Annotated in this window: 18 protein-coding genes and 3 tRNA genes; 14 read left to right on the plus strand and 7 right to left on the minus strand. The window is 67.0% G+C overall.

Annotation, left to right across the window (positions count from 1 at the left end):
• Nucleotides 1-69 precede the first annotated feature (69 nt).
• The 4 genes from AC1DN2_RS04520 to AC1DN2_RS04535 form a co-directional block, all read right to left on the minus strand.
• Nucleotides 70-1,509 carry a short-chain fatty acid transporter gene (locus AC1DN2_RS04520; protein ID WP_476849381.1) on the minus strand — a complete coding sequence of 480 codons (1,440 nt, stop codon included), beginning with the start codon at nt 1,507-1,509 and terminating at the stop codon, nt 70-72.
• A 70-nt stretch (nt 1,510-1,579) separates the two neighbouring features.
• A complete protein-coding gene (locus tag AC1DN2_RS04525) occupies nt 1,580-2,437 on the minus strand; it encodes a lysophospholipid acyltransferase family protein (protein WP_476849490.1) in 858 nt (285 codons plus the stop codon).
• A gap of 46 nt (nt 2,438-2,483) precedes the next feature.
• Nucleotides 2,484-3,296: a DUF1295 domain-containing protein gene (locus AC1DN2_RS04530; RefSeq protein ID WP_476849382.1), complete on the minus strand. Its 813-nt coding sequence runs from the start codon at nt 3,294-3,296 to the stop codon at nt 2,484-2,486.
• Nucleotides 3,296-4,060 (minus strand): alpha/beta hydrolase, encoded by a 765-nt coding sequence (locus AC1DN2_RS04535; RefSeq protein ID WP_230008914.1) that lies wholly within the window; start codon nt 4,058-4,060, stop codon nt 3,296-3,298. The genes AC1DN2_RS04530 and AC1DN2_RS04535 overlap by 1 nt, the downstream gene beginning before the upstream one ends.
• Nucleotides 4,061-4,329: 269 nt before the next feature.
• Between AC1DN2_RS04535 and AC1DN2_RS04540 the strand changes: the two genes are divergently transcribed.
• The 7 genes from AC1DN2_RS04540 to AC1DN2_RS04570 all read left to right on the plus strand — a co-directional run bounded on the left by AC1DN2_RS04540 (nt 4,330) and on the right by AC1DN2_RS04570 (nt 12,152).
• Entirely contained in the window at nt 4,330-5,703 is a 1,374-nt protein-coding gene (locus tag AC1DN2_RS04540) for an FAD-binding oxidoreductase (protein ID WP_476849383.1), read from the plus strand.
• A gap of 69 nt (nt 5,704-5,772) precedes the next feature.
• On the plus strand, nt 5,773-7,248 hold the full coding sequence (locus AC1DN2_RS04545) for a YibE/F family protein (protein ID WP_476849384.1): 1,476 nt from the start codon (nt 5,773-5,775) through the stop codon (nt 7,246-7,248).
• Between the two features lie 101 nt (nt 7,249-7,349).
• Complete coding sequence (gene dusB, locus AC1DN2_RS04550) at nt 7,350-8,528, plus strand: tRNA dihydrouridine synthase DusB (RefSeq protein ID WP_018774562.1); 1,179 nt, start codon at nt 7,350-7,352, stop codon at nt 8,526-8,528.
• A complete protein-coding gene (locus AC1DN2_RS04555; protein ID WP_230009400.1) occupies nt 8,512-9,810 on the plus strand; it encodes a deoxyguanosinetriphosphate triphosphohydrolase in 1,299 nt (432 codons plus the stop codon). The genes dusB and AC1DN2_RS04555 overlap by 17 nt, the downstream gene beginning before the upstream one ends.
• A 52-nt stretch (nt 9,811-9,862) precedes the next feature.
• Nucleotides 9,863-11,818, plus strand: a complete 1,956-nt coding sequence (dnaG, locus tag AC1DN2_RS04560) for a DNA primase (protein ID WP_476849385.1) — start codon at nt 9,863-9,865, stop codon at nt 11,816-11,818.
• Between the two features lie 53 nt (nt 11,819-11,871).
• Nucleotides 11,872-11,944 (plus strand) — tRNA-Asn (locus AC1DN2_RS04565).
• Nucleotides 11,945-12,079: 135 nt separating this feature from the next.
• Nucleotides 12,080-12,152: transfer RNA gene (locus tag AC1DN2_RS04570), tRNA-Asn, on the plus strand.
• Between the two features lie 125 nt (nt 12,153-12,277).
• Here the strand turns inward: AC1DN2_RS04570 and AC1DN2_RS04575 are convergent.
• Both AC1DN2_RS04575 and AC1DN2_RS04580 read right to left on the minus strand, forming a co-directional pair.
• A complete protein-coding gene (locus tag AC1DN2_RS04575) occupies nt 12,278-12,685 on the minus strand; it encodes a hypothetical protein (protein WP_476849386.1) in 408 nt (135 codons plus the stop codon).
• An 836-nt stretch (nt 12,686-13,521) separates the two neighbouring features.
• Nucleotides 13,522-14,745, minus strand: coding sequence for a multidrug effflux MFS transporter (locus AC1DN2_RS04580; RefSeq protein ID WP_028278281.1), 1,224 nt, complete (start codon nt 14,743-14,745; stop codon nt 13,522-13,524).
• Between the two features lie 184 nt (nt 14,746-14,929).
• On the opposite strand from AC1DN2_RS04580, the gene AC1DN2_RS04585 reads away from it, so the two are divergent.
• The 6 genes from AC1DN2_RS04585 (at nt 14,930) to AC1DN2_RS04610 (ending at nt 20,361) form a co-directional block, all read left to right on the plus strand.
• Complete coding sequence (locus AC1DN2_RS04585) at nt 14,930-15,808, plus strand: phage holin family protein (RefSeq protein ID WP_476849387.1); 879 nt, start codon at nt 14,930-14,932, stop codon at nt 15,806-15,808.
• Between the two features lie 55 nt (nt 15,809-15,863).
• The gene (locus tag AC1DN2_RS04590; RefSeq protein ID WP_476849388.1) at nt 15,864-16,487 is read left to right on the plus strand and encodes a CDP-alcohol phosphatidyltransferase family protein; all 624 of its coding nucleotides are present in this window, start codon (nt 15,864-15,866) and stop codon (nt 16,485-16,487) included.
• On the plus strand, nt 16,487-17,389 hold the full coding sequence (locus tag AC1DN2_RS04595; protein WP_476849389.1) for a DMT family transporter: 903 nt from the start codon (nt 16,487-16,489) through the stop codon (nt 17,387-17,389). The genes AC1DN2_RS04590 and AC1DN2_RS04595 overlap by 1 nt, the downstream gene beginning before the upstream one ends.
• 105 nt (nt 17,390-17,494) lie before the next feature.
• On the plus strand, nt 17,495-18,691 hold the full coding sequence (locus AC1DN2_RS04600; RefSeq protein WP_476849390.1) for a glycosyltransferase: 1,197 nt from the start codon (nt 17,495-17,497) through the stop codon (nt 18,689-18,691).
• A 193-nt stretch (nt 18,692-18,884) separates the two neighbouring features.
• Nucleotides 18,885-18,958, plus strand: a tRNA-Ile gene (locus AC1DN2_RS04605).
• 212 nt (nt 18,959-19,170) lie between these two features.
• Complete coding sequence (locus AC1DN2_RS04610) at nt 19,171-20,361, plus strand: acyl-CoA dehydrogenase family protein (protein ID WP_476849391.1); 1,191 nt, start codon at nt 19,171-19,173, stop codon at nt 20,359-20,361.
• Nucleotides 20,362-20,440: 79 nt separating this feature from the next.
• Here AC1DN2_RS04610 and AC1DN2_RS04615 read toward each other — a convergent pair whose 3' ends face one another.
• Complete coding sequence (locus tag AC1DN2_RS04615) at nt 20,441-21,082, minus strand: M23 family metallopeptidase (protein WP_476849392.1); 642 nt, start codon at nt 21,080-21,082, stop codon at nt 20,441-20,443.
• A 475-nt stretch (nt 21,083-21,557) separates the two neighbouring features.
• Here AC1DN2_RS04615 and rpsB point away from each other — a divergent pair, with 475 nt between their 5' ends.
• Complete coding sequence (rpsB, locus tag AC1DN2_RS04620; RefSeq protein WP_476849393.1) at nt 21,558-22,457, plus strand: 30S ribosomal protein S2; 900 nt, start codon at nt 21,558-21,560, stop codon at nt 22,455-22,457.
• The last annotated feature ends 65 nt before the right edge of the window (nt 22,458-22,522 follow it).

Here is a 22,522-nt window from a genome sequence, read left to right on the forward strand (position 1 = left end):
TGACCCGCAGCTGTAGCCGTATAAAGCTTGATAACGGCCACGGCTGCGGGTCAGCATGCGTTAAAGCAGTTATTTGGGCATCACCGGCGGCACGAAGTCGAAGGTCATGCCCAGCAGCCAGACGAGCAGCAGGACCACTGGCAGGTGGAAGACGAACTGCAGGAAGGTGAAGCCCACCAGGTCCCGGGCGCGCAGCCGCAGCACCGCGAGCAGCGGCAGCATGAAGAACGGGTTGACCAGGTTCGGCAGCGCCTCGGCGATGTTGTAGATCTGCACGGTCCAGCCGAGGTTCATCTGCACGTCGGTGGCCGACTGCATCACGTAGGGCGCCTCCACCAGCCATTTTCCGCCTCCGGAGGGGACCAGGATGCCGAGTACAGCCGTGTACAGGGCAATGACGACGGCGAAGCCGCCGCCGCTGCCGATGTCCGAGAAGAACGCCGCGAGGTGGGTGGAGAGGCTCATGCCGCCGGTTCCCGTGGCCTTGGTCAGGATGGCCGCCATCGCCGCATACAGCGGGAACTGCACGAGGATGCCCGCGGTGGCCGGGACGGCCTTCGTCACGGCCTGGAGGAAGTTCCGCGGCGTCCCGTGCAGGACCAGGCCCAGGATGAGGAACACCAGCAGGTAGCCGTTGAGGCTGCTGACCACGCTGAGGAACGGCTTGGTGAGGAACTGCGAGACGAGCCAGCCCAGCGTGAGGACGCCCGCCAGGATCGGCAGGACCCGGCTGTATTCGAGCCATTCGCCCGGCCGGGAACGCGGCGCGGACTCGGCCGGCTCGTCGTCCAGGTCCACGCCCAGGTCCTCTGCGGTGCGGATCGAGCCGCCCTGGGGCGCGGAGAAGTGCGCAATCACGGTGGTCAGGGCCATCAGGATGGCCAGCGTCAGCAGCGACTGCCAGGTAAAGATCGTGGTGCCGAAGTCCAGGATGCCCGTGATCTTCAGCAGCGCCGGCGGCAGCGAAGCGGCCGTGGCCTGCAGCTGCGCGGCAGAGGAGGACAGCCCCAGGGCCCAGACGGCGCCGAGGCCCATGAACGCCGCCGCGCCCAAGGCACGGTAATCCACCGTCAGGTCCTTGCGGCGGGCAATCGCGCGGGCCAGCAGCCCGCCGAAGATCAGGCTGAGCCCCCAGTTGAGGAAGGACACGGACATGGCGAGCACGGCCACGAAGCTCACCGCGGTCCGCGCCGTTGACGGCACGAGCGCCAGCCTGTTGATCAGTCCCGCCACGGGCGGGGAGGTGGCCACGACGTAGCCGGTGAGGACCACCATGGCCATCTGCAGGGTAAAGGCCGTCAGGTCCCAGAAGCCGTTGCCGAACGAGTCGGCGATTGCCTGGGGCGTGGCGCCGATGGCGAGTGCGGCCACCGCGATGATGACGACGCCGGCGAGGGCGAAGATGTAGGCGTCCGGGAACCACCGCTCCGTCCATGCCGCCATTCGTTGGGCTATCCGTGCGAGACCGCGTTCTTCGGTTCCGCTCTTGGTCACGACTGTGCTTGCCACAGGTGTCCCTCTCCATTGAGTGCTTTTTGTACCCCATGGAGTTTAGTCAAGACGATGGCGGAAGTAGGGCTTATCGGCGCTTGGCACCTGCGCGCCGGGGGCCGTCGGCCTTGTCGAGCCGGCGTCTTTCCTCCTCAGTCGGGGCGCCGCCGCCGAGACCGGCCGGCATCCACCAGGCCCCGGGGGCCGGTCGCAGGGGGAAGTCGGCGATGCCGGCGTCGATCCCGTCCTGCAGGGTCTTGGCCAGGCGCGCCGTCGCGGTCCGGGCGTCGTCGGACGGGTCCGGGAGCGAGCCCGGAAGGATCGGCTCGCCGACGTGGATGCGGACCGGGGCGCGCCAGGCGCGCCGCGGCGAGAAGGCATGGTGGCGGGTCATCAGCCGGTGGGCGCCCCAGATGGAGACCGGGATGATCGGCACGCCGGCCTCAGCGGCCATCCGCACCGCACCGGTCTTGCATTCGCGCACCGTGAAGCTTCGGCTCACGCCGGCCTCGGGCAGAACGGCGACGTATTCGCCCTCCCTCAGCCGGGCTACGGCGGCGTCGTAAGCGTGTGCTCCCGATCCGTACCCGACCACCACATGCCCGGCGGCGCTGACCGCGGGGCCGGCAAACCAGTGGTCGGCGGCGCCCTGCGTGATGAGGAAACGCAGCTGGGCCCGGTTGTGCCACCACAGCAGCATCTCGGCAAAGGCAAAGTCGAGGTAGCCGAAGTGCGTGATCGCGACCACGGCGCCCTGGCCGGGCACCACCGGGCGGGACGGGAGGCGGGTTGATGCGCTTCGGGTTGAGGCAGTGGGCGGCCCGGGCTGGGGCAGGTGCTCCCGCCCCGTGACGAGGACGCGGATCCGGAACAGCCAGCGCAGCGCCAGCCCGGTGCGGACAATGAAACGGTAGAACCGGTCGCTGGGCTCCGGCCGCCACTTCACGGGCCGCCAGCCCAGCCCGTGCCGGGCACCTGCCGGGCCGCGCACGTCAGTGTCCGCCCACCCGCCGCCGGGGCGGCCAGGGCAGGAAGCCGGAGGTGGAGTCGATGTATTCCTTGTACCCGGGACGCGCGGACATTGCCTTTTCCGTCAGCGGCTTCCCCGTCTTGCCGGCGAGCGTCCAGATCATCAGGGCGGGGGAGAGAACGGTCAGGACACCCGGCCAGGAACCGGCCGCCACCAGGAACAGCCCTGCCCAGACGGCGGCGTCGCCGAAATAGTTGGGGTGGCGGGTGTAGCGCCACAGGCCGGTGTTGAGGACGGTGCCGCGCCTGGCGGGATCGGATTTGAACTGCGTCAGCTGCCAGTCGCCGACCGTCTCGAACACGAAGCCAAGGATCCAGAGCAGGACGCCGGCGAACGCCAGCCAGCCCAGGCTTCCCGTGGCGAACATGCCGACCTGGATAGTGAGCGAGACGAAGAACATCACCAGCCCCTGGGGCAGGTAGACCCGCCGCAGGGCATAGACGTGGCGTGATCCGGGCGCTCCGGCGAGCATGTCCACGTAGCGCGGGTCCTCGTGGCCGCCGCGTGCGCGTGCCCCGATGTGGACGGCGAGGCGGATGCCCCACACGGCGACCAGGGCTAGCAGCAGCAGCCGCCTGCCGGCGTCGCCGTATCCGGCCGAAAGCACCCAGGAGATGCCGGCCACCACCACGAAGCCCAGACCCCAGGCGGTGTCGATGACGGAGTGCCGGTTCTGCCGCACGGCAACCGCGAAAGTCACCCCGAGCAGCACCACGAGTCCCGCGATGACCCAGGGCAGGCTTCCAAGGAAGGCATCGAGCGGGAACGGCGGCATCACAACACCACCGGCATACGCGTTCCGGCCGCCGGCGGGGCTCCGCCGAGGGCGCTGCGCAATGCGTCCCTGGCGCCGGAAACATCGGCCTCCGTTGCCTCGCCGAAAGCGTCCAGGACGAAACCGTTCGCAAGCACGTTCCACAGTGCCAGCCGGCGGATCATGAAATGGCCGGCTTCCTTGAGCGAGACGTAGTCAACGGACGCGGCGACGCCCTCGGCGCGCCGGGCGTAGTCCAGTGAGTTCGCCGGGCTGGTCCAGCGGTCCTCGGTCCCGTGGACGATCAGGACGCGGCGGCCCGCGACAGGCTGGACCGAAGTCTTGTGGTTCAGCCACGGCGCGAGCGCGACGACGGCTTCGACCTGCGGGTCGTCGGCCACGCACAGCGCCGTGAGACCGCCCATGGAGTGGCCCAGCAGGTACACCGGCACGCCGGGATGTTCCTGGCTGATCCGGGCGAGCGCCCAGCGGGCATCGTGAACGGGGGACATGTCCTCCCCGTTCCAGCCGCGGTAGCGGTTGCGCAGGGTCCACGCGGCCAGCCCGTGCGGGCCGCCCTGCCTGTGCAGCGCCCGGGCGAAGGGCACCATCCGGGCCGGACTCAGGTGCCGGCCGCGGACTGCATCAAAACTGTCGGCCCGACCGCCGTGCAGGATCAACACGACTCCGCGGGTCTCCCCGGCGGCTTCGGCGATGGTCAGCACGGCTTTGGCGGCGGGCCCGGAACGGCCCGCCTCCGGCTCGCGGTCGTCGAGTTTGCGCATTGCCACGTATGTGTCCTTCCGGTCCTTCGTCCGTCAATTACCAACCATAGGTTGCGGCCCGGTCCCGTCAAGGCCGGTGGTCCCTAGTGTGGATTCGGAGCCGGCGCCCCCGGTGATGGGTGCGGCCGGCATGCGTGCATTTGCTGGCGCCCTTGACGGGGAAATGCGGGAAGAGTAGGCATGAGCAGGTAAACCTCCGGGCGCCACGCCGGCTGGGAGCGCAGAGAACCGTCCGGTCGAATCTCACGACGAAATCGACGGTATACAAAATGAACGGAACACAGTTCGATAGCCTGCGCGGGCAAGTCCGCGGGCAGATCATCACGCCCGGCGACGCCGGCTACGACGCGGCACGGGCAGTCTTCAACGGCATGATCGATAAGAGGCCGGCAGCGGTGGCCCAGGTATCCCAGGTGGCCGATGTCATCTCCTGCGTCAACTTCGCCCGGGACAACTCCCTGGACCTGGCGGTCCGCGGTGGAGGACACAGTGCCCCGGGCTTTGGCACGTGGGATGACGCCCTGGTCATCGATTTCTCCAACATGACCGGCGTCCGGGTTAATCCGGCAGCCGCGACGGCGCGCGCGGAGCCGGGTGCGACGTGGGCCGACTTCAACCACGCGACCCATGCCTTCGGGCTGGCAACTCCCGGCGGCATTGTCGGCTCGACCGGTATCGCCGGGTTGACCCTCGGCGGCGGCATCGGATACCTGAGTCGCAAGTATGGCCTCAGCTGCGACAACCTCCTCTCTGCCGACGTCGTCACGGCCGAGGGAAGATTCCTTACCGCCAGCGAAAGCGAGAACGAGGACCTGTTCTGGGCGTTGCGCGGCGGCGGCGGGAACTTCGGCGTCGTGACGTCGTTCGAGTACCGGATGCACCCCGTGGACATGGTCCACGCCGGCATCATCATTTACCCCATCGAGCATGCCGAGACGGTGGCGCGGTTTTACCGGGACTACATGGCTACCGCCCCTGAAGAGTTTGGCGCGTTCCTGGGCTTCCACCAGGGTCCTCCTGTTCCGTTCCTGCCCGAGGAATGGCATGGCAAACCGGTGTGCGTCATCGTCGGCATGTGGACCGGTGATCCGGCGGAAGGTCCGGCACGCTGGCAGCCGTTCCTGGACGCCGCGCCGGCGGCGGGATCCATGGTGGGACCAATGCCGTACCCCGCCTTGAACTCGGCTTTCGACCCGCTGCAGCCCCCTGGCATGCAGGCCTACTGGAAAGCGGATTTTCTGGCGGAACTGAACGACGGTGCCATCGCGGCGCACATCGAACACGGCAGCAAGGTCCCCAGTGTGCAGACCGCGGTACACATCTACCCCATCGATGGTGCGGTCCAGCGGGTGGGCGCGACGGACACGGCGTTCGCCAACCGGAACGTGAAGTTTTCGCCCGTGATCGCGGCGCAGTGGATGGACCCCGCGGAAAACGAGGCAAACATCGCGTGGGTGAGGGACTACGCGGCCGCCCTGCGGCCCTATTCTGCCCCCGGGGGCTACATCAACTTCATGGATGGCGATGATCTGCCCAGGGTTGCGGAGAACTACGGGGAGAACTACAAGCGGCTGAGGGAGGTCAAAGCCAAATACGATCCGCAGAACCTCTTCCACGTCAACCAGAACATCGCGCCGGTGTAAGCGCGGCGTCATCGGTCCTGAGCGGAACCGCCCACGCCGTAAAGTTTTCGGCATGAGGTTGAACTGCTGATGGGCGCCGGACACTCGCACTCCCACAACGAACATCCGGAGCCGACGCCTCAAATGTTGGCTGCGCGGAAGAAGGCCAACTGGATCCTGGCTGCCATCCTGATCCCGCTGACGCTGCTGACCCTGGCGGCCATGGCCTTCATGTGGCCGTCGGGAAGCAAGGAAGGCATCACGCTGGCCAGCCCGTACGCGGCGGCCCCGGGGGTGACGTTTGACACCGGCAAGATCCAGCGGGTCGTCGTCGGCAGCTGTTCGGATATCCAGGCCGGCGGTGACGCCGCCCAGCAGGGCACCTCCGGTTCCGGCGCCGCGCCGCAGCCGCCGAACGAGGGCTCTCAATGCACGTTCGCATACACTGAGCCGGACAAGGGCGGCAACCCGGTGAAAGTGGTCATCAACCCTGACGTCGCGAAGTCCCACGGCGTGAAGCCCGGGGACGGGATCCGCTACCTGAACCTCTCGAAGGTGCAGGACGCCGCGGGCCAGGGCGCGCCGGCCTATGTCTTCGTCGACTTTGTCCGGACCCTGCCCATCATCTTCCTGGCCGTGCTCTACGCCGTCGTGGTGATCGCCGTGGCGCGCTGGCGCGGACTGCGGGCCCTGATCGGGCTTGTCGGCGCGTACGTTGTGCTTGTCTCGTTCATGCTGCCCGGGCTGGTCGAGGGCAAGCCGCCGCTGCTGCTGGCTCTCGTGGGATCCACGGTGATCATGATCGGGGTGCTCTACTTCGCCCACGGCTTCTCCGCCCGCACGTCGACGGCGCTGCTCGGGACGATGTTCGGCCTCGCTATTACGGCGCTGCTGGCGGCCTGGGCCACCGACGCCGCCAACCTCGCCGGTGTGGGCAGCCACGACGCTGCCACCCTGACCAACATCTCGGACAACATCTCAATCTCCGGCATCATCCTGTGCGGACTGATCATTTCCGGGCTGGGCGTGCTCAACGACGTCACCATCACGCAGTCCTCGGCCGTCTGGGAACTGTGGGAACTCGCCCCCGAAACCAGCGCCCGGCAGCTCTTCACGTCCGCCATGCGGATCGGCCGGGACCACATCGCCTCCACCGTGTACACCATCGCGTTTGCCTACGCCGGCGCGGCCCTGCCGGTGCTGATCCTGGTCATGCTCTACGAGCGGCCGCTCGGGGACGCCCTGACAAGCGCCGAACTCTCCGAGGAAGTCATCCGCACCCTCGTCGGCTCCGTGGGCCTCGTCCTGGCCGTGCCGGTCACCACCCTCATCGCCGTGCTGGTGGTCAAGGCCACCGGCATCAGGGGTGGTGCGGTGGCAGGGCCCGCGTCGGAACGGACTCCGTCGGAACGGACTCCGTCGGATCGGGGCCGGCCGGAAGGGCCCGCGTCGGACCGGATCGCGCCGGATGGGGCCGCCCCGGATTGGGGCGGGTCCGACCCAGGCGGGACCGACGGCGCCGGTGCTGCCACGCGCCGCGGGCGGCGGGCCGCACTGCGGGGCTGACGAGGAATCTGCAGGCACCCCGGACGCCGCCAGATCGGGAAGATTTCCACATAGCCGGAGCGGGACCGGGCCGATTTGCCCGTCTTTGAGACAATGGTCGGGTGACTGTTGTAGCAACCCCTCCCGCCCCCAAGCTGGAACTCCCGCCCCTGAAGCTGGGCCCGATCACGGTGGACACCCCCGTGATCCTGGCTCCCATGGCGGGCATCACCAACTCCGCCTTCCGCAGACTGTGCCGTGAATACGGCGGCGGCCTGTACGTGGCGGAGATGGTCACCTCGCGGGCCCTCGTCGAGCGCACGCCGGAGTCGCTGCGCATCATTTCGCACGACGACGACGAAAAAGTCCGTTCCGTCCAGCTGTACGGCGTGGACCCCGTCACCGTCGGCCAGGCCGTCCGGATGCTGGTGGAGGAGGACCGGGCGGACCACATCGACCTCAACTTCGGCTGCCCCGTGCCCAAGGTCACCCGGCGCGGCGGCGGATCGGCCTTGCCGTGGAAGATCGACCTCTTCACCTCCATCGTCCAGACCGCGGTGAAGGAAGCCTCCAAGGGCAATGTCCCGTTGACCATCAAGATGCGCAAGGGCATCGACGAGGACCACCTGACCTACCTCGATGCCGGCCGGATTGCCCGCGATTCCGGCGTCGCAGCCGTCGCCCTTCATGGCCGCACGGCCGCCCAGTTCTATTCCGGCCAGGCCGACTGGTCCGCCATCGCCCGGCTGCGCGAGGCCCTGCCGGACATTCCCGTTCTCGGCAACGGAGATATCTGGTCCGCGGAGGACGCGGTCCGGATGGTCCGCGAAACGGGTGTCGACGGCGTCGTCGTCGGCCGTGGCTGCCAGGGCAGGCCCTGGTTGTTCGGCGACCTCATGGCCGCGTTCGAAGGCAGCGACCAGCGGCACCGGCCGGACCTGCGCCAGGTTGCCGAGAGCGTGTACCGGCACGCTGAGCTCATGGTCGAGACGTTCGGGGACGAGGGCAAAGCCCTGCGCGAAATCCGCAAGCACATTGCCTGGTACTTCAAGGGCTACGTGGTCGGCAGCGAACTGCGGACCAAGCTGGCGCTCGTCACCAGCCTGGAGGTGCTGCGCGGCACCCTGGACCAGCTGGACCTCGACTCGCCGTATCCCGGAGGCGACGCCGAGGGTCCGCGCGGCCGCGCTGGTTCGCCCAAAAAACCGGCACTGCCAAAGGACTGGCTGCTGAACCGGACGCTGGATGACGCCCAGACCCGCGATATTTCCTTCGCCGAACTGGATGTCTCCGGTGGCTGAGACCCGGACCACCGCGCCCGTCCTGGACGGGTATACCTCCCGCGACTGGGCCCGCTGGGTCGAGGAGCCGCCCAAGAGCACCTACCGCTCGGACTTCGAGCGTGACCGTGCAAGGGTCCTGCACTCCTCGGCGCTGCGCCGGCTCGGCGCGAAGACCCAGGTGGTGGCCCCGGATACCGACGACTTCGTCCGGACCCGGCTCACCCACAGCCTCGAAGTTGCCCAGGTGGGCCGCGAACTGGGCCGTGCGCTGGGCTGTGACCCCGACGTCGTGGACACCGCATGCCTCAGCCACGACCTCGGCCACCCGCCTTTCGGCCACAATGGCGAAGCCGCCCTCAACGAGGTGGCGCACGGGATCGGCGGCTTCGAAGGCAACGCCCAGACGCTGCGGCTGCTGACCCGGCTGGAGCCAAAGGTCCTCGCCGCCGACGGCCGGCCGGCCGGCTTGAACCTGACCCGGGCCAGTCTCGATGCCGCCGCCAAATACCCGTGGTCCGCGGTAAACGCCCCCGTCATCCACGGGGAGCGGACCAGCAAGTTCGGTGCCTACGAGGACGACCTCCCCATCTTCGACTGGATCCGCGACGGCGCCCCGGAACGCCGGTCCTGCCTCGAAGCGCAGGTCATGGACCTGGCGGACGATATCTCCTACTCGGTGCACGACGTCGAGGACGCGATCGTAGCAGGGCACTTCCAGCTGCGCTGGATGGACAACCCGGACCACCGCGCCCGCGTCGTCGGCTACGCCAAGCAGTGGTACCTGCCGCACAACGATCCCGCCGCGATCGACGCCGCCCTGGCCCGGCTGGAGGCCACGGACGTCTGGGTGCGCGAGGCCGACGGCAGCCGCAAAGCCATGGCGGCGCTCAAGGACATGACCAGCCAGCTCATCGGCCGCTTCTGCCAGAGCGCACTGGAGGCCACCCGCACGGTCTACGGCCCGGAAAACCTGACCCGCTACAACGCGGAGCTGATCGTCCCGGATGAAACCGTCATGGAAATCGCGGTCATGAAGGGCCTGGCCACCACCTTCGTGATGACCACCGAACACCGGCAGCCCATCTACGAGCGCCAGCGCGAGGTCCTGCATGCGCTCGTCACCGCGCTCAGCGCCACGGGGGACCGCCATCTGGAACCGATGTTCGCCGCCGACTGGCTCGACGCGGGCGACGACGCCGCGCGGCTGCGTGTCGTCATCGACCAGGTCGCGTCGCTGACGGACGGCTCGGCGCTGGCCATGTACGAGCGTCTCGTGGGCAGCCTGCCGTCGCTGTGGTGAGGGCCGCCATGGCCGGCCCGTCGGCGTCGTACCCGGGGACTAGGATGGCAATGTGGCCGGCCTGATCAAACGCGAAGACATCGATGAAGTACGCCAGCGCACCGACATCAAGGAAGTCGTCGACGGTTACGTGACGCTCAAGGGAGCCGGGCTCGGGTCCTACAAGGGTCTGTGCCCCTTCCACGACGAGCGTTCACCATCTTTCACCGTTCGACCCCAGGTTGGCCGGTACCACTGCTTTGGCTGCGGCGAGGACGGCGACGTCATCTCCTTCGTCCAAAAGCTGGACCACATCTCCTTCCACGAGGCCGTCGAGAAGCTGGCCCACCGGATCGGCTTCGAGCTCCATTACGAGGACGGCGGCTCCGGGCCCAACCGGGAGGACATCGGCCGGCGCCAGCGGCTGCTGGACGCGCACAAGGTGGCCGACGAGTTCTTCCGTGCCCAGCTGCTCACCCCCGGCGCCGCAGAGGGCCGCAACTTCCTCTACGGGCGCGGCTTCGACCGTGCGGCGGCCGAACAGTTCGGCGTGGGCTACGCGCCGCAGGGCTGGGACTCGCTCCTCAAGCACCTCCGCGGCCGCGGCTACACGGACCCGGAACTCAAGCTGACCGGCATGTTCTCTGAAGGCGGCCGGGGGATCTATGACCGTTTCCGCGGCCGGCTGATCTGGCCCATCCGGGACATCGCCGGCGACACCATCGGCTTCGGTGCCCGCAAGCTCTACGAGGACGATCAGGGCCCGAAGTACCTCAACACCCCCGAAACCGCGCTCTACAAGAAGTCCCAGGTCCTTTACGGAATCGACCTCGCCAAGCGCAACATCGCCAAAGACCGCCAGCTCGTGGTCGTGGAAGGCTACACCGACGTCATGGCCTGCCACCTGGCCGGCATTCCGACGGCGGTAGCCACGTGCGGGACCGCCTTCGGCACCGAGCACATCAAGATCGCCCGCCGGTTGCTCTCCGACGACGGCAGCGGGGGAGAGGTCATCTTTACGTTCGACGGCGACGCCGCCGGGCAGAAGGCGGCCCTGCGCGCCTTCGAAGAAGACCAGCGGTTTGTCGCACAAACCTTCGTGGCGGTCGAACCCAACGGCGCGGACCCCTGCGAACTGCGCCAGTCCAAGGGCGACTCCGCCGTCCGGGATTTGATCGGTAGCCGCCGCCCGCTGTTTGAGTTCGCCATCCGGGCCACCCTGAAGCGGCACAATCTGGACACGGTCGAGGGCCGGATCGCGGCCCTGCGTGAATCCGCGCCCGTGGTGGCGCAGATTCGCGACGCCGGAATCCGGCCGGCCTATGCCCGGGAGCTCGCCGGCTGGCTGGGGATGCCGGTCGAGGAGGTCAGCAGGGCCGTCGGCGCGGCGACCAAGCGCGCCGCACAGGCTGCATCGGCTCCGCCGGGCGGCGGCCAGGCCCAGAGTCACGGGCAAGGGGGCGGGCAGGGGTATGCAGGGTCCGGCCGCGGCTTTGCCGGGACGGCGCCCGGCGTTGCCCCCTTGCCGCCGTCGGCCGTACTCCCGTCCTTCAACCGCCCCGATCCCCGGGACCCCGTGGCCGCGATGGAGCGCCAGGCGCTCGAGGTCGCGCTGCAGGAACCCGGCATGCTCGAGGGCGAGACGTGGCAGCGCTTCTCGGAGGCGCGGTTCTCCACACCCGCCTACCTGGCCATCCACGAGGCCATCCGGGCCACCGGACTCGGGTTTTCGGGGGATCCGGTGCGCTGGGTCGAGCAGCTGCTGCAGGAGGTCCCCGAGCCCCTTCGCCCGCTCGTGTCCGAGCTCTCCGTGGTGCCCCTGCCGGCCAACACCCCCGAAGGCGTCCTGCGCTACTGCAAGGACATCCTCGCCCGCTTGTTCGAGCTCCAGATCACCCGGGTCAAGGCCGAGAAGATGGGCCAGCTGCAGCGTCTGGACGCCTCGGCCGACCCCGAGGAATTCCAGCGGCTGAATCGCGAACTCATGCAACTTGAGATGCAGCGGCGGTCCCTGCGCTCGGAGGCCTGAGCCGCCGATTTCGTTTCCCGGGCTGGTGTTTGCTAGGCTTATACCCGCTTCATTCCTCCTTAGCTCAATTGGCAGAGCATTCGACTGTTAATCGAAGGGTTGCTGGTTCAAGTCCAGCAGGAGGAGCGCGCAGTCCCCGTTCCGGGTTCCGGAACGGGGACTTTTTTATACCCGGAGGGGGTATTTCGCGACTGGCTGGCGCTGGCCCCGTGGCCGATTTCCCTACCGGCAAAACCTTTGCTAATGTCGTACCTGCTTCATTCCTCCTTAGCTCAATTGGCAGAGCATTCGACTGTTAATCGAAGGGTTGCTGGTTCAAGTCCAGCAGGAGGAGCGGACAGGTCCCGCGGCCGGTGAAAACCAGCCGCGGGACCTTTTTTATTTCCTCTTTTTTGTTGCCCCGTCAATGGCCAGGGCTTTCCGCCGGGCAACGCAGTGGCGGGCGGTTCAGGTGGAGGTTCAGACGAAGTACATTTCCACCTGAAGGAAGCGCTGGGCCTCGGCGACCGCTGCCTGGAAGGCCTCCAGCTCCGTGGGGGACTTCCGAGGTTCCCGCGGGTGCCATTCATGCGGCGCCGAGTGCACCTGGGTGAATCCGCCGCCCGGGGGCGCATAGAAGATGCCGAACCGTTGCACCGGCCACTCCGGGGAAGATTCCGGTGCCACGAGGAGGGCGGAGTCATATGCGGGGTTGTACCACTGGGCGATTGGGCGGCGGCGGTCTTCGGTGAACAGGCCGGCGGCGAACAGGGCCGCCGACTGCGGACTGGTCTGAGCGCACAAGCGATCCCACCACAGGGGCAGGATTCCGGCGTCGCACCGCTGCCAAGTGGCCGGAAGGGGCTGGTGATCCTGCCTGTCGGGCATGAAATAACTTTATCGCCCGGCGCGGACGTCGAACAGGGCGCGACGGGGGGGCGCAAGGGCTGCAGGCCACGGACAGGGCTGCGTGGGCGGCTGGGCGGGGCCATAGGGCAGAGGCCAGAGTGCAGGCCATGTTGGCGGAGCGACGGGCCAGAGGACAAGAGCTGCAGGGTCGCAGGGATGCGCGGGCGTGCGGGTTTACTGGTGCAGGGGTGCAGGGGTGCAGGGGTGCAGGGGTGCAGGGGTGCAGGGGTGCAGGGGTGCAGGGGTGCAAGGTGTGGCTGGGCAGCGCCGCAGGCACAGGGGTGCAGGGGTGCAAGGTGTGGCTGGGCAGCGCCACAGGCACAGGGGTGCAAGGTGTGGCTGGGCAGCGCCACAGGCACAGGGTCGGGCCACGGTGTTCGCTGTACTGGGCTGTCCGGGGGACATGCTCAGTGCTGGCGGGATGCCCTTGGAGACATGTCCAGTGGTGGTCCTGGCCGATGGGCATAGTGCCAATATGTCCAGCCCCGGGCGCCAAGAATGGGCATGTCCCTGGGGGAGGCCGTGAAGAATGGGCATGTCCCGTGGGGGAGGCCGCGATGAATGGGCATGTCCCGTGGGGGAGGTCGTGAAGAATGGGCATGTCCCGTGGGGGAGGTCGTGAAGAATGGGCATGTCCCGTGGGGGAGGCCGTGAAGAATGGGCATGTCCCGTGGGGGAGGCCGTGAAGAATGGGCATGTCCCGTGGGGGAGGCCGTGAAGAATGGGCGTGTCCCGTGGGGGAGGCCGTGAAGAATGGGCATGTCCCGTGGGGAGGCCGTGAAGAATGGGCGTGTCCCCCCGGGGGGATGGCCCGGCTACTGGATCGGTGGCACCGTGCTGGGCCGAACAACCAGCCACAGTGCAGCCGCCGCCAGAAGGATGCAGACTGCCTGGACGGCGCCCATCGGTGTTGCGGAGCTGACGCCGAGCCAGCCGACCACCGGCGAGACCAGGCCAGCCATCAAGAAGGTCGCCGCGCCGAGAAGTGAAGCCGCGGTTCCGGCCTGGGCTCCGTGTTTGGCCAGGGCCAGGACCTGCACGGTGGGGAAGGTGAAACCGGCGCCCAGGATGTAGAACCACAGCGGCACCAGGACGCCCCACAGCCCGAACCCCAGCTGGTCGAAGACGACAATCAGGACGGCCATGACGAACATCCAGGCCGTGGAACAAGCCAGGATCCACTGCGGCGGGACGCGCTTGATGAGCCGCGCACTGGTCTGCACGCCTGCCACGATGCCCAGCGAGTTGACACCAAAGAGCAGGCCGTACTGCTGGGGCGTGAACCCGTAGACATTCTGGAACAGGAAAGGCGAGGCGGAGAGGTAGGTGAAGAGGCCCGCGAAGTTCATCCCGCCCACCAGCAGCAGGCCTACGAAGATCCGGTCGGAGAACAGCACCTTGTAACGCTGGCCCATGGTCATCCCGGTTTTGCCGCGCAGTTCCGGCGGCAGGGTCTCCCGGATCACGAAGAGGGCCGCGATGATGACGCAGGTCCCGTAGGCGGCCAGGAACAAGAAGATGCCGGGCCAGGGCATCAGCAACAGCAGCTGGGAGCCGATGACCGGGGCGAGGATCGGGGCCAGCCCGTTGACCAGGGCCATCCTCGCGAACATCCGCACCATCGCGTAGCCGCTGAACAGGTCACGGACCATGGCCATGGCCACCACGCCGCCCCCTGCAGCCCCGACACCCATGAGGACACGGAAGAAACCCAGCGTGGCGATGTCCGTGGACTGCGCTGCGCCCAGGGACGCCGCGATGTGGACCGCTGTCGCCACGATCAGGGGCAGGCGCCGGCCGAACTTGTCGCTCAGCGGGCCCACGACCAGCTGTCCCAGCGCGAAACCGATGGTCGTCCCCGTGAGCGTCAGCTGCACCGCGGCCGCGGAGACGCCAAGGCTGTCTTCCAGGGCCGGGAATGCGGGCAAGTAGAGGTCGACCGTGAACGGCCCGAGGGCGGTCAAAGCGCCGAGCGTCAGGATGTAGAGGAATTTACGACGGCGGCTCAGGGAATCACCGGGATTGTGGGGTGTGCTCACAGTGGTCCATCCTAGGGCCCGCCGGAGTGGCCGGCCGGTGGCTGGGCGGGCGCGCCACACCTTGCCCGAAAAGGCCTCCCAAGAGCCTAAATGATAGTTTTGACACCGGGGTCTGTGCGAAGCTGTCCAGACCCGGCAAGCCCGCGAGAGCGGATCGACGGATGGCACCAGTTAGGCGGGACCGATGAGCGGACGTCACAGCGGCGGGACAGGCGGTGGGTTGCGCATTTCCGCGCTGCCGCAGACCCTGAAGATGATCTTCAAGCTGGCGCCCCGGCAACTCAGTGACGAGATTGCCCTGGCCAAGGCCGAAATCAAACGCAAGGGGACCCAGCTCGGCGTCGCCGGTGCCTTCTTCGCCGTCGCCCTTGTCTTCGTTGGACTCCTGGTGATCGGACTCTTCATTGCAGCGATCATGGGACTGGCCACCATCATGCCCGCGTGGCTCGCCGCCTTGTTGGTCTCCGCCGTCTGCCTGATTATCGCCGCGATCGGGGCGCTCATCGGGCAGAACAAGTTCAAGAAGCTCATGCCACTGGTCCCCGAGGAGACGATCCGGGGGCTCAAGTACGATCTCGGCATCGCCAAGGAAGGCTCCGCCTTCGACGCCAGGATCCTGGATCCGAGCACCGAGCAGTACAAAGCAGCGAAGGCCGCCAAGGAAGCCGCCGCCGCCAAGGCGACGGCGGAAAAGGAAGCAAAGGCTGCCGCCAAGCCCGACTTCGGGCCGCCGCCCACAGAGGCTGAACTCCGACGCCGGCTGGACCTGCGGCGCACGCACCTTACCGGCGTACGCGACGACCTCGGCCGCGAACTCGATGTCAAGACCCAGGCCCAAACCCTTCTGTCGGCCGCCCAGGTCCGGCTCCAGGACGGCAAGGAGCAGCTCAGCGACAAGATCGCAGGCTTCCGCGCCTCAGCCCGATCCTCGGCGGGGTCGGCCACTTCCGCTGACGGGCAGGGCCTGGCCGACACGATCAAGCGGCGCTGGAAGCCCCTGGCTGTGCTCGCCGCCTCTGGGGCCGCCCTCGCGGTCCTGGTGCGCAGGCTGATAAAGGGCTAGACAGATCCCTGAACCTAAACGCCAAACCGTTGCCGTCCACGGAAAGGGGGAATCGATGAAATTCATCGGCGCCGGCGCCCGCCCCGGGCAGCCCCTCGTCCACCGCGACGCGGTCTTCACGGTTCCCAATGTCCTGACCGTGGTGCGCTTCCTCGGCGTTCCGCTATTCATCTGGCTGGTCCTCTCGGAGCACAAGTACGGCTACGGTGCCCTCGTGCTCGCCGTCATGGCCAGTACCGACTGGGTGGACGGCTACATCGCCCGCCGCTTCAATCAGATGTCCAACCTCGGACGGGTCATGGACCCGATTGCGGACAGGCTCTCCCTGATCGCCGTCGCCGTGACCCTCGTGATCGCAGGCGTCGTCGAGTGGTGGTATCTCGCCGCGCTGCTGGTCCCGGACGCAGTCCTGCTGGCTCTGTCAGTGTTCTATTTCCACGGCCACCCGGATCTGCCGGTGAGCCGCATCGGAAAGATCCGGACGGGCCTGCTGCTGGTGGGCACGCCGCTGCTGGTGCTCTCCAAGCTTCCGGTGCCCGCCGCGGACGTCTATGCCACGGTCGCGTGGATCTTCCTGGGATTGGGGCTCGTGGGGCACTGGATCGCGGCCTACAACTACGTCTGGGCCATCATCGGCAAGGGCAGGCAGCTTCGCGCCAACGACGGCGGCTCCCGCTGATGGTCTGGGTTGCGGTTTTGCTTGCGGTCCTCGGCGCCTTCTGCCTGGCGTTTGGGGCACAGCGCCAGGGCAGTGCGGTCAAGGCCGATACCGGCGGCCTGGCGCTGAGCACCCACGGCCTGCTGCGGCTCGTGCGTAACCCCCGCTGGGTATTCGGGTTCCTTCTGCTGTGCGCCGGGATGGGAATGAACGCGATCGCCCTCGTCATGGCGCCCTTGACCGTGGTGCAGCCGATCGGCGCGATCGCCCTGGTCATCACCACCGTGGTCAACACCAAGGACCAGGGCCTGAGCATGAACCGGGCAACCGTCGTGGCCATCTCGCTCTGCGTGACCGGCTCAGCGCTGTTCGTGCTGCTGGCCGTCACCGCCACGCAGGAGAATCACAACGTCAGCAGCGAGGACGAGCTGACAATCGTGCTGCTTCTGGCCATTGCGGTTGCGGCCTTTGGCACGCTCGCGGTTCTGTTCAGGCACCGCATGAGCGCCTTCGTCTACATCCTCGGCGCCGGCGTCCTGTTCGGCTTCGTTGCTGTGCTGACCCGCATCATTGGCAGGCATCTGCTCGATCCAAATGGGCAGTTCCTGCTGAATGTGCCGTGGTACAGCGTCGTTGCGATTATTGCTGCAGGCGCTCTGGGATCGTGGTTTGTCCAAAACGCCTACTCCAGCGGACCGCCTGACCTCGTGATCGCCGGATTGACGGTGATCGACCCCATCGTGGGCATCGCGATTGGCATCGTGATTCTGGGAGAACTGCGTCCGGATGTCCAACCCGTGACGGCTATTGCCATGGCGACGGCCGCATTGCTTGCTATCGTGGGAGTCATAGCCCTCTCCAGGCACCACCCGGAAGTCACCAAGCGCAAGAAGGACGCGCGGAAGGCAGCGGGCAGGTCCTAGGGCGTCAGTCCAGACTTCGGCTGCAGGCCCGGCGCGCCTGTGCCGACTGCCAGCCGGCCGCCATTGATCCAGCTGTCCGCACAGCGACCACCAGGAGCTCTTCACGTGACTACGTCCGACAACCAGCCCCCGCTGACCATCCTGATTGCCGCTGACACTTACCCGCCCCACGTCAACGGCGCCGCCCAGTTCGGCTACCGCCTCGCCAAGGGCATGACAGCCCGGGGTCACGATGTCCACGTCCTGGCGTGCCGCCCGGGCAGGGGCCCGAGCTACAGCGAGTTCAGCGACGAGGCTACCGTCCACCGCCTGCGCTCCCACTCGGTGCCCACGCACGAGTACTTCCGGGTCACCTTCCCCTGGGAGATCAAGAAGGAAATCGGGCTGTTGTTCGACCGCATCCAGCCGGACGTGGTGCACATCCAGAGCCACTACATGATCGGCGAGCACGTCCTGTACGAGGCCGTGAAGCGCGGCATCCGGGTGGTGGCGACGAACCACTTCATGCCCGAAAACCTGAACCCCTTCCTGCCGTTCCCGCAGTGGTTCAAAGACATTGTGGGCCGGATCTCCTGGCGGGACATGGGCAAGGTCATGGGCCAAGCCGACGTCGTGACCACACCCACGCCGCTTGCCGCCAAAGCCATGCACCAGCACGCCTTCCTCCGCCAGGTCCTGCCCCTTTCCAACGGCATCGACGCCGCAGCCTACGAGCTGCATCCCGACGAAACGGTGGAACGCCACGCCAGCCCAACGGTCCTCTTCGCCGGCCGGCTGGCGGAGGAGAAGCACGTGGACGTCCTGATCGATGCCGTCGCCAAGACGCCCAAAGAACTGGACATCCACCTCGAAATCGTCGGCGGCGGAGAAGTCCGCCCTGCCCTGGAGGCGCAGGTCGCCCGGCTCGGACTGAAGGACAGGGTCAGGTTCCTCGGCCTGGCCAGTGACGCCGAACTTCGCACGGCCTACATCACGGCCGATGTGTTCTGCATGCCCGGCACGGCAGAACTTCAGTCCCTCGTGACCCTGGAGGCGATGTCGGCGTCCACGCCAGTCCTGCTGGCCGACGCCATGGCGCTGCCGCACCTGGTCCGCGACGGGGAAAATGGCTATCTCTTTATCCCCAACGACAGCGATGACCTCGCGGCCAAGCTGACGCGTGTGTTCTCGCTGCCCGACCACGAGCGTGATGCGATGGGCAAGACCAGCCGCGAAATGGTGGAAAGCCACGGTATCGCGCGCACGCTGCAGACGTTTGAGGACATCTACCGGGGCGCGAGCTACGACGACCTGGTCCTCTAGGCACATCGCCTGGCAGAACTGCAGCCCCTCCGAACGCTGCAGGTTCCACGGCGTCCAGTCCAAGAGCACCCGGGGCAGCACCGGCAGGCCGCCTGCCGGTGGCGGCATGCACGTGTGATGCGTCTACTATTGCTAGAGTATTTTTGCCGGAACCAATCCGGCCCCCGCGGGCCAGGTCTGGCTCCGGGCGCAGGGGGCTATAGCTCAGCTGGTTAGAGCGCGGGACTCATAATCCTAAGGTCCTCGGTTCAAGTCCGAGTAGCCCTACTTTCAATTCTGCGGCGGCCTCCTCATCCGGGGTCCGCAACCACGGGAGCCGTGGCTGACGTCCGACGTCGGCCGCGGCTCCCTTTTTGTCGGGTTTCGTTGGGCCGGCACTTGCAGGCGTCCCGACACTGCGATAAGTTACTGATGAGTAACATATTGCCCGCGCGAAGCCCGCGCCCTTTTGGTCCCCGCTGATCGAGTGAAGGAACACCATGTCCAAAGCTGCCATCGACATCCACAACCTGCCCTACGCCGATGGCGATTTCTTTGCGTTCGAGCAGCTGCTCAGCGCCAAGGAGCAGGACAGGCTGGCCGAAGTCCGCGAGTTCCTCACCCGCGAAGTCCGGCCGATCGCCGTCGATTGCTGGAATCGCGCGGAGTTCCCCATGGACTTGATCCCGAAGCTCGCCGAAATCGACCTGGTCAGCCCCGTCCGGAGGCAGGGCTACTCGAACCTCTTCGCAGGCATCCTGCACGCGGAGGCCACCCGCGCCGACACGTCGATCGCGACGTTCATGGGCGTCCACGACGGGCTCTTCACGGGCTCCATCGAAGCCCTTGCCTCCCAGGAGCAGCAGGACGCGTGGCTTCCCGAGATCTACTCGCTCAAGAAGATCGGCGCCTTCGGCCTCACCGAACCCCTGGGCGGCTCCGACGTCGCCGGCGGTACGCGCACCACGGCACGGCGCGACGGCGATAACTGGATCCTCAATGGAGCCAAGCGCTGGATCGGCAACGCGACTTTCTCCGACTGGGTGGTCATCTACGCCCGCGATGTCGACGACAACCAGGTCAAAGGGTTCCTCGTGGACACCAAGACCGAGGGATACAGTGCCGTGAAAATCGAGAACAAGATCTCGCTGCGCACGGTGCAGAACGCTGACATCACGCTCGACAACGTTGTGGTGCCGGAGTTCTTCAAGCTCGCCAACGCCAACAGCTTCCGCGACACCAACAAGGTCCTGAAAGTCACCCGCCTGGCCGTGGCCTGGCAAGCGGTGGGCCAGCAGCTCGCGGCCTTCGACGTCGCCCGGCGCTACGCCGTGGAACGCAGCCAGTTCGGCCGTCCGATTGCCTCCTTCCAGCTGATCCAGCACCAGCTCGTGCAGATCCTCGGCAATGCGGTCAGCTCCATGGGCATGATGGTGAGGCTTTCCCAGCTGGAGGACGCGGGGGAGGCGAACGACGAGCAGTCCGCGCTGGCCAAGGCCTTCACCACCGCGCGGATGCGCGAAAGCGTGGCCCTGGGCCGGAGCATCCTCGGCGGGAACGGGATCGTGACGGACTTCGAGATGGCCAAAGTCTTTGCGGACGCCGAAGCCATCTACTCCTATGAGGGCACGCACGAAATCAACACCCTCGTCACCGGCCGGGCTATCACGGGCATTTCAGCGATCGTCTGACGGGCGCCAAACGGTCGCCGCGGCTGCCCGCGGGCGTCAATGGACGATCCGCGCATCAAAGACGGCGCCAAATGCTGCATCACGGACCCGGATTCAGGGGCGGGAGCAGAACCGACGGCCGAAGGTCCATCACGAAAGCCAGCGGGTTGACGTAGTCTTCGCCGCGGCGGACGCCCCAGTGGAGGCAGGGCGGGGACGGGCCGCAGTGGCCGGTCTGCACCTGCCCCAGGACATCGCCCTCCGCCACGGCGGACCCCGCCCTCAGTGAACTCGCCACCGGCTCGAAACTGCTGCGCAGCCCGTTGCCGTGATCGATCGTGATGACCGGCCGGTCCACCACCGTCCCGACAAAGCTCACCGTCCCGGCGGCGGGCGACTTGAGCGGGGCGCCATCGAAGGCCGCCTCAAGATCGACGCCGCGGTGACCGCTGAGCCACGGCTTGGCCGGGGGATCGAAGGCGCGGAGCACCGCCGGCCGCGGGCTCAGCGGCCAGCTCCAGGCGGACGCAGGGACCGGCCCCGCCCTCGGGGAGCCCCGGCCGGAGGAAATCGCAGCCCGGGCGGCGGCGTAGCCGGCGTCTGTAGCGTCGGCGTCGGCGGCGTAGGCATGGGCAGCGGCGGAGATATCGGCGTCGGCGGTGATGGGGGGAGGTGCCAGGAACAATGCCGCCAGGAGCTGTGCCGCCAGGAGCAGGGCCCGCAGGCCAAGTGGGAGCTTCATGGCCCCAGCCTGTCAAGGCAGCACCCCGGGCGGAATCTCCCGCCATGGCTATGTGGATAAGGTGCCCCCGGCCCCCGCCAAAGCCCCCGAACCCCGCACCGCTGCCGCGGCAAAACCGTCCTCCTGGGCGGGGCCGCTGTAGTACACTTGGTGGAGCAGTTTGCTGTGCCCTCACGCTTGTAAGTCGCGATATTCGTGATTGCCGAAGCCGGCACGCCTCATTCAGGGGTGCGGGGGAGCAGCAGCTGACTACGCGTATCCAGCCCTCCTCAAAAGAAGCCTGAAACTTCCGATGCGGAGGACTGCGCCCCCTGCGGTCCGTTCCACATGGCATGTCCATATGGCGCGGATGGGAAGCGCAGTGGATGCCAGGAGCAACGCCCGCCCCGGGCGAATGCTAAACAACCGTCAACTATTGGCAGGGTAAGAGGGCCATGGGCTCTCTCATGAATGACCTGCCGGAAGGAGCGTCGGCATGCCCGTCGTAACTATGCGCCAGCTGCTTGACAGCGGCGTCCACTTTGGACACCAGACCCGCCGTTGGAACCCGAAGATGAAGCGCTTCATCTTCACGGAGCGCAACGGTATCTACATCATTGACCTGCAGCAGTCGCTGTCCTACATCGACCGTGCCTACGAGTTCGTGAAGGCCACCGTTGCACACGGCGGCACCGTTCTCTTCGTCGGCACCAAGAAGCAGGCGCAGGAATCCATCGCCGAGCAGGCCACCCGCGTTGGCCAGCCCTACGTCAACCAGCGTTGGCTCGGCGGTATGCTGACCAACTTCCAGACGGTCTCCAAGCGCATCCAGCGCATGAAGGAACTCGAAGAGATCGACTTCGACGACGTCGCCGGTTCGGCTTACACCAAGAAGGAACTGCTGCTCCTTCGCCGCGAACTCACCAAGCTGGAAACCAACCTCGGTGGTATCCGCAACCTGACCAAGGCGCCGTCCGCGCTGTGGATCGTTGACACCAAGAAGGAACACCTTGCTGTCGACGAGGCCAAGAAACTGAACATCCCGGTTGTGGCCATCCTGGACACCAACTGCGATCCCGACGAAGTCGACTTCCCGATCCCGGGTAACGACGACGCCATCCGCTCCGTCAACCTGCTGACCCGCGTTGTCGCCGACGCCGTTGCTGAGGGCCTCATCGCCCGTAACCAGCGCGCCACCGGCACCACGGAAGCTCCGGAAGAGCCGCTGGCCGAGTGGGAGCGCGAGCTCCTCGAAGGCAACAAGGCTGAAGCTGCCGCAGCGCCCGCCGCTGAGGCTGCACCGGCTGCTGACGAAGCACCGGCCGCCGAAGCTGCTCCGGCCGCTGAGGACGCACCGGCTGCTGAAGAAGCACCGGCCGCCGACGAAGCCAAGTAGTCAGACAAGTAAATCTGGATCTCCCCACATGCGCTCAGCTGCATAGGGGGTACCGACAGGATGGC

The organism is Arthrobacter sp. 01L42 (assembly GCF_056400005.1).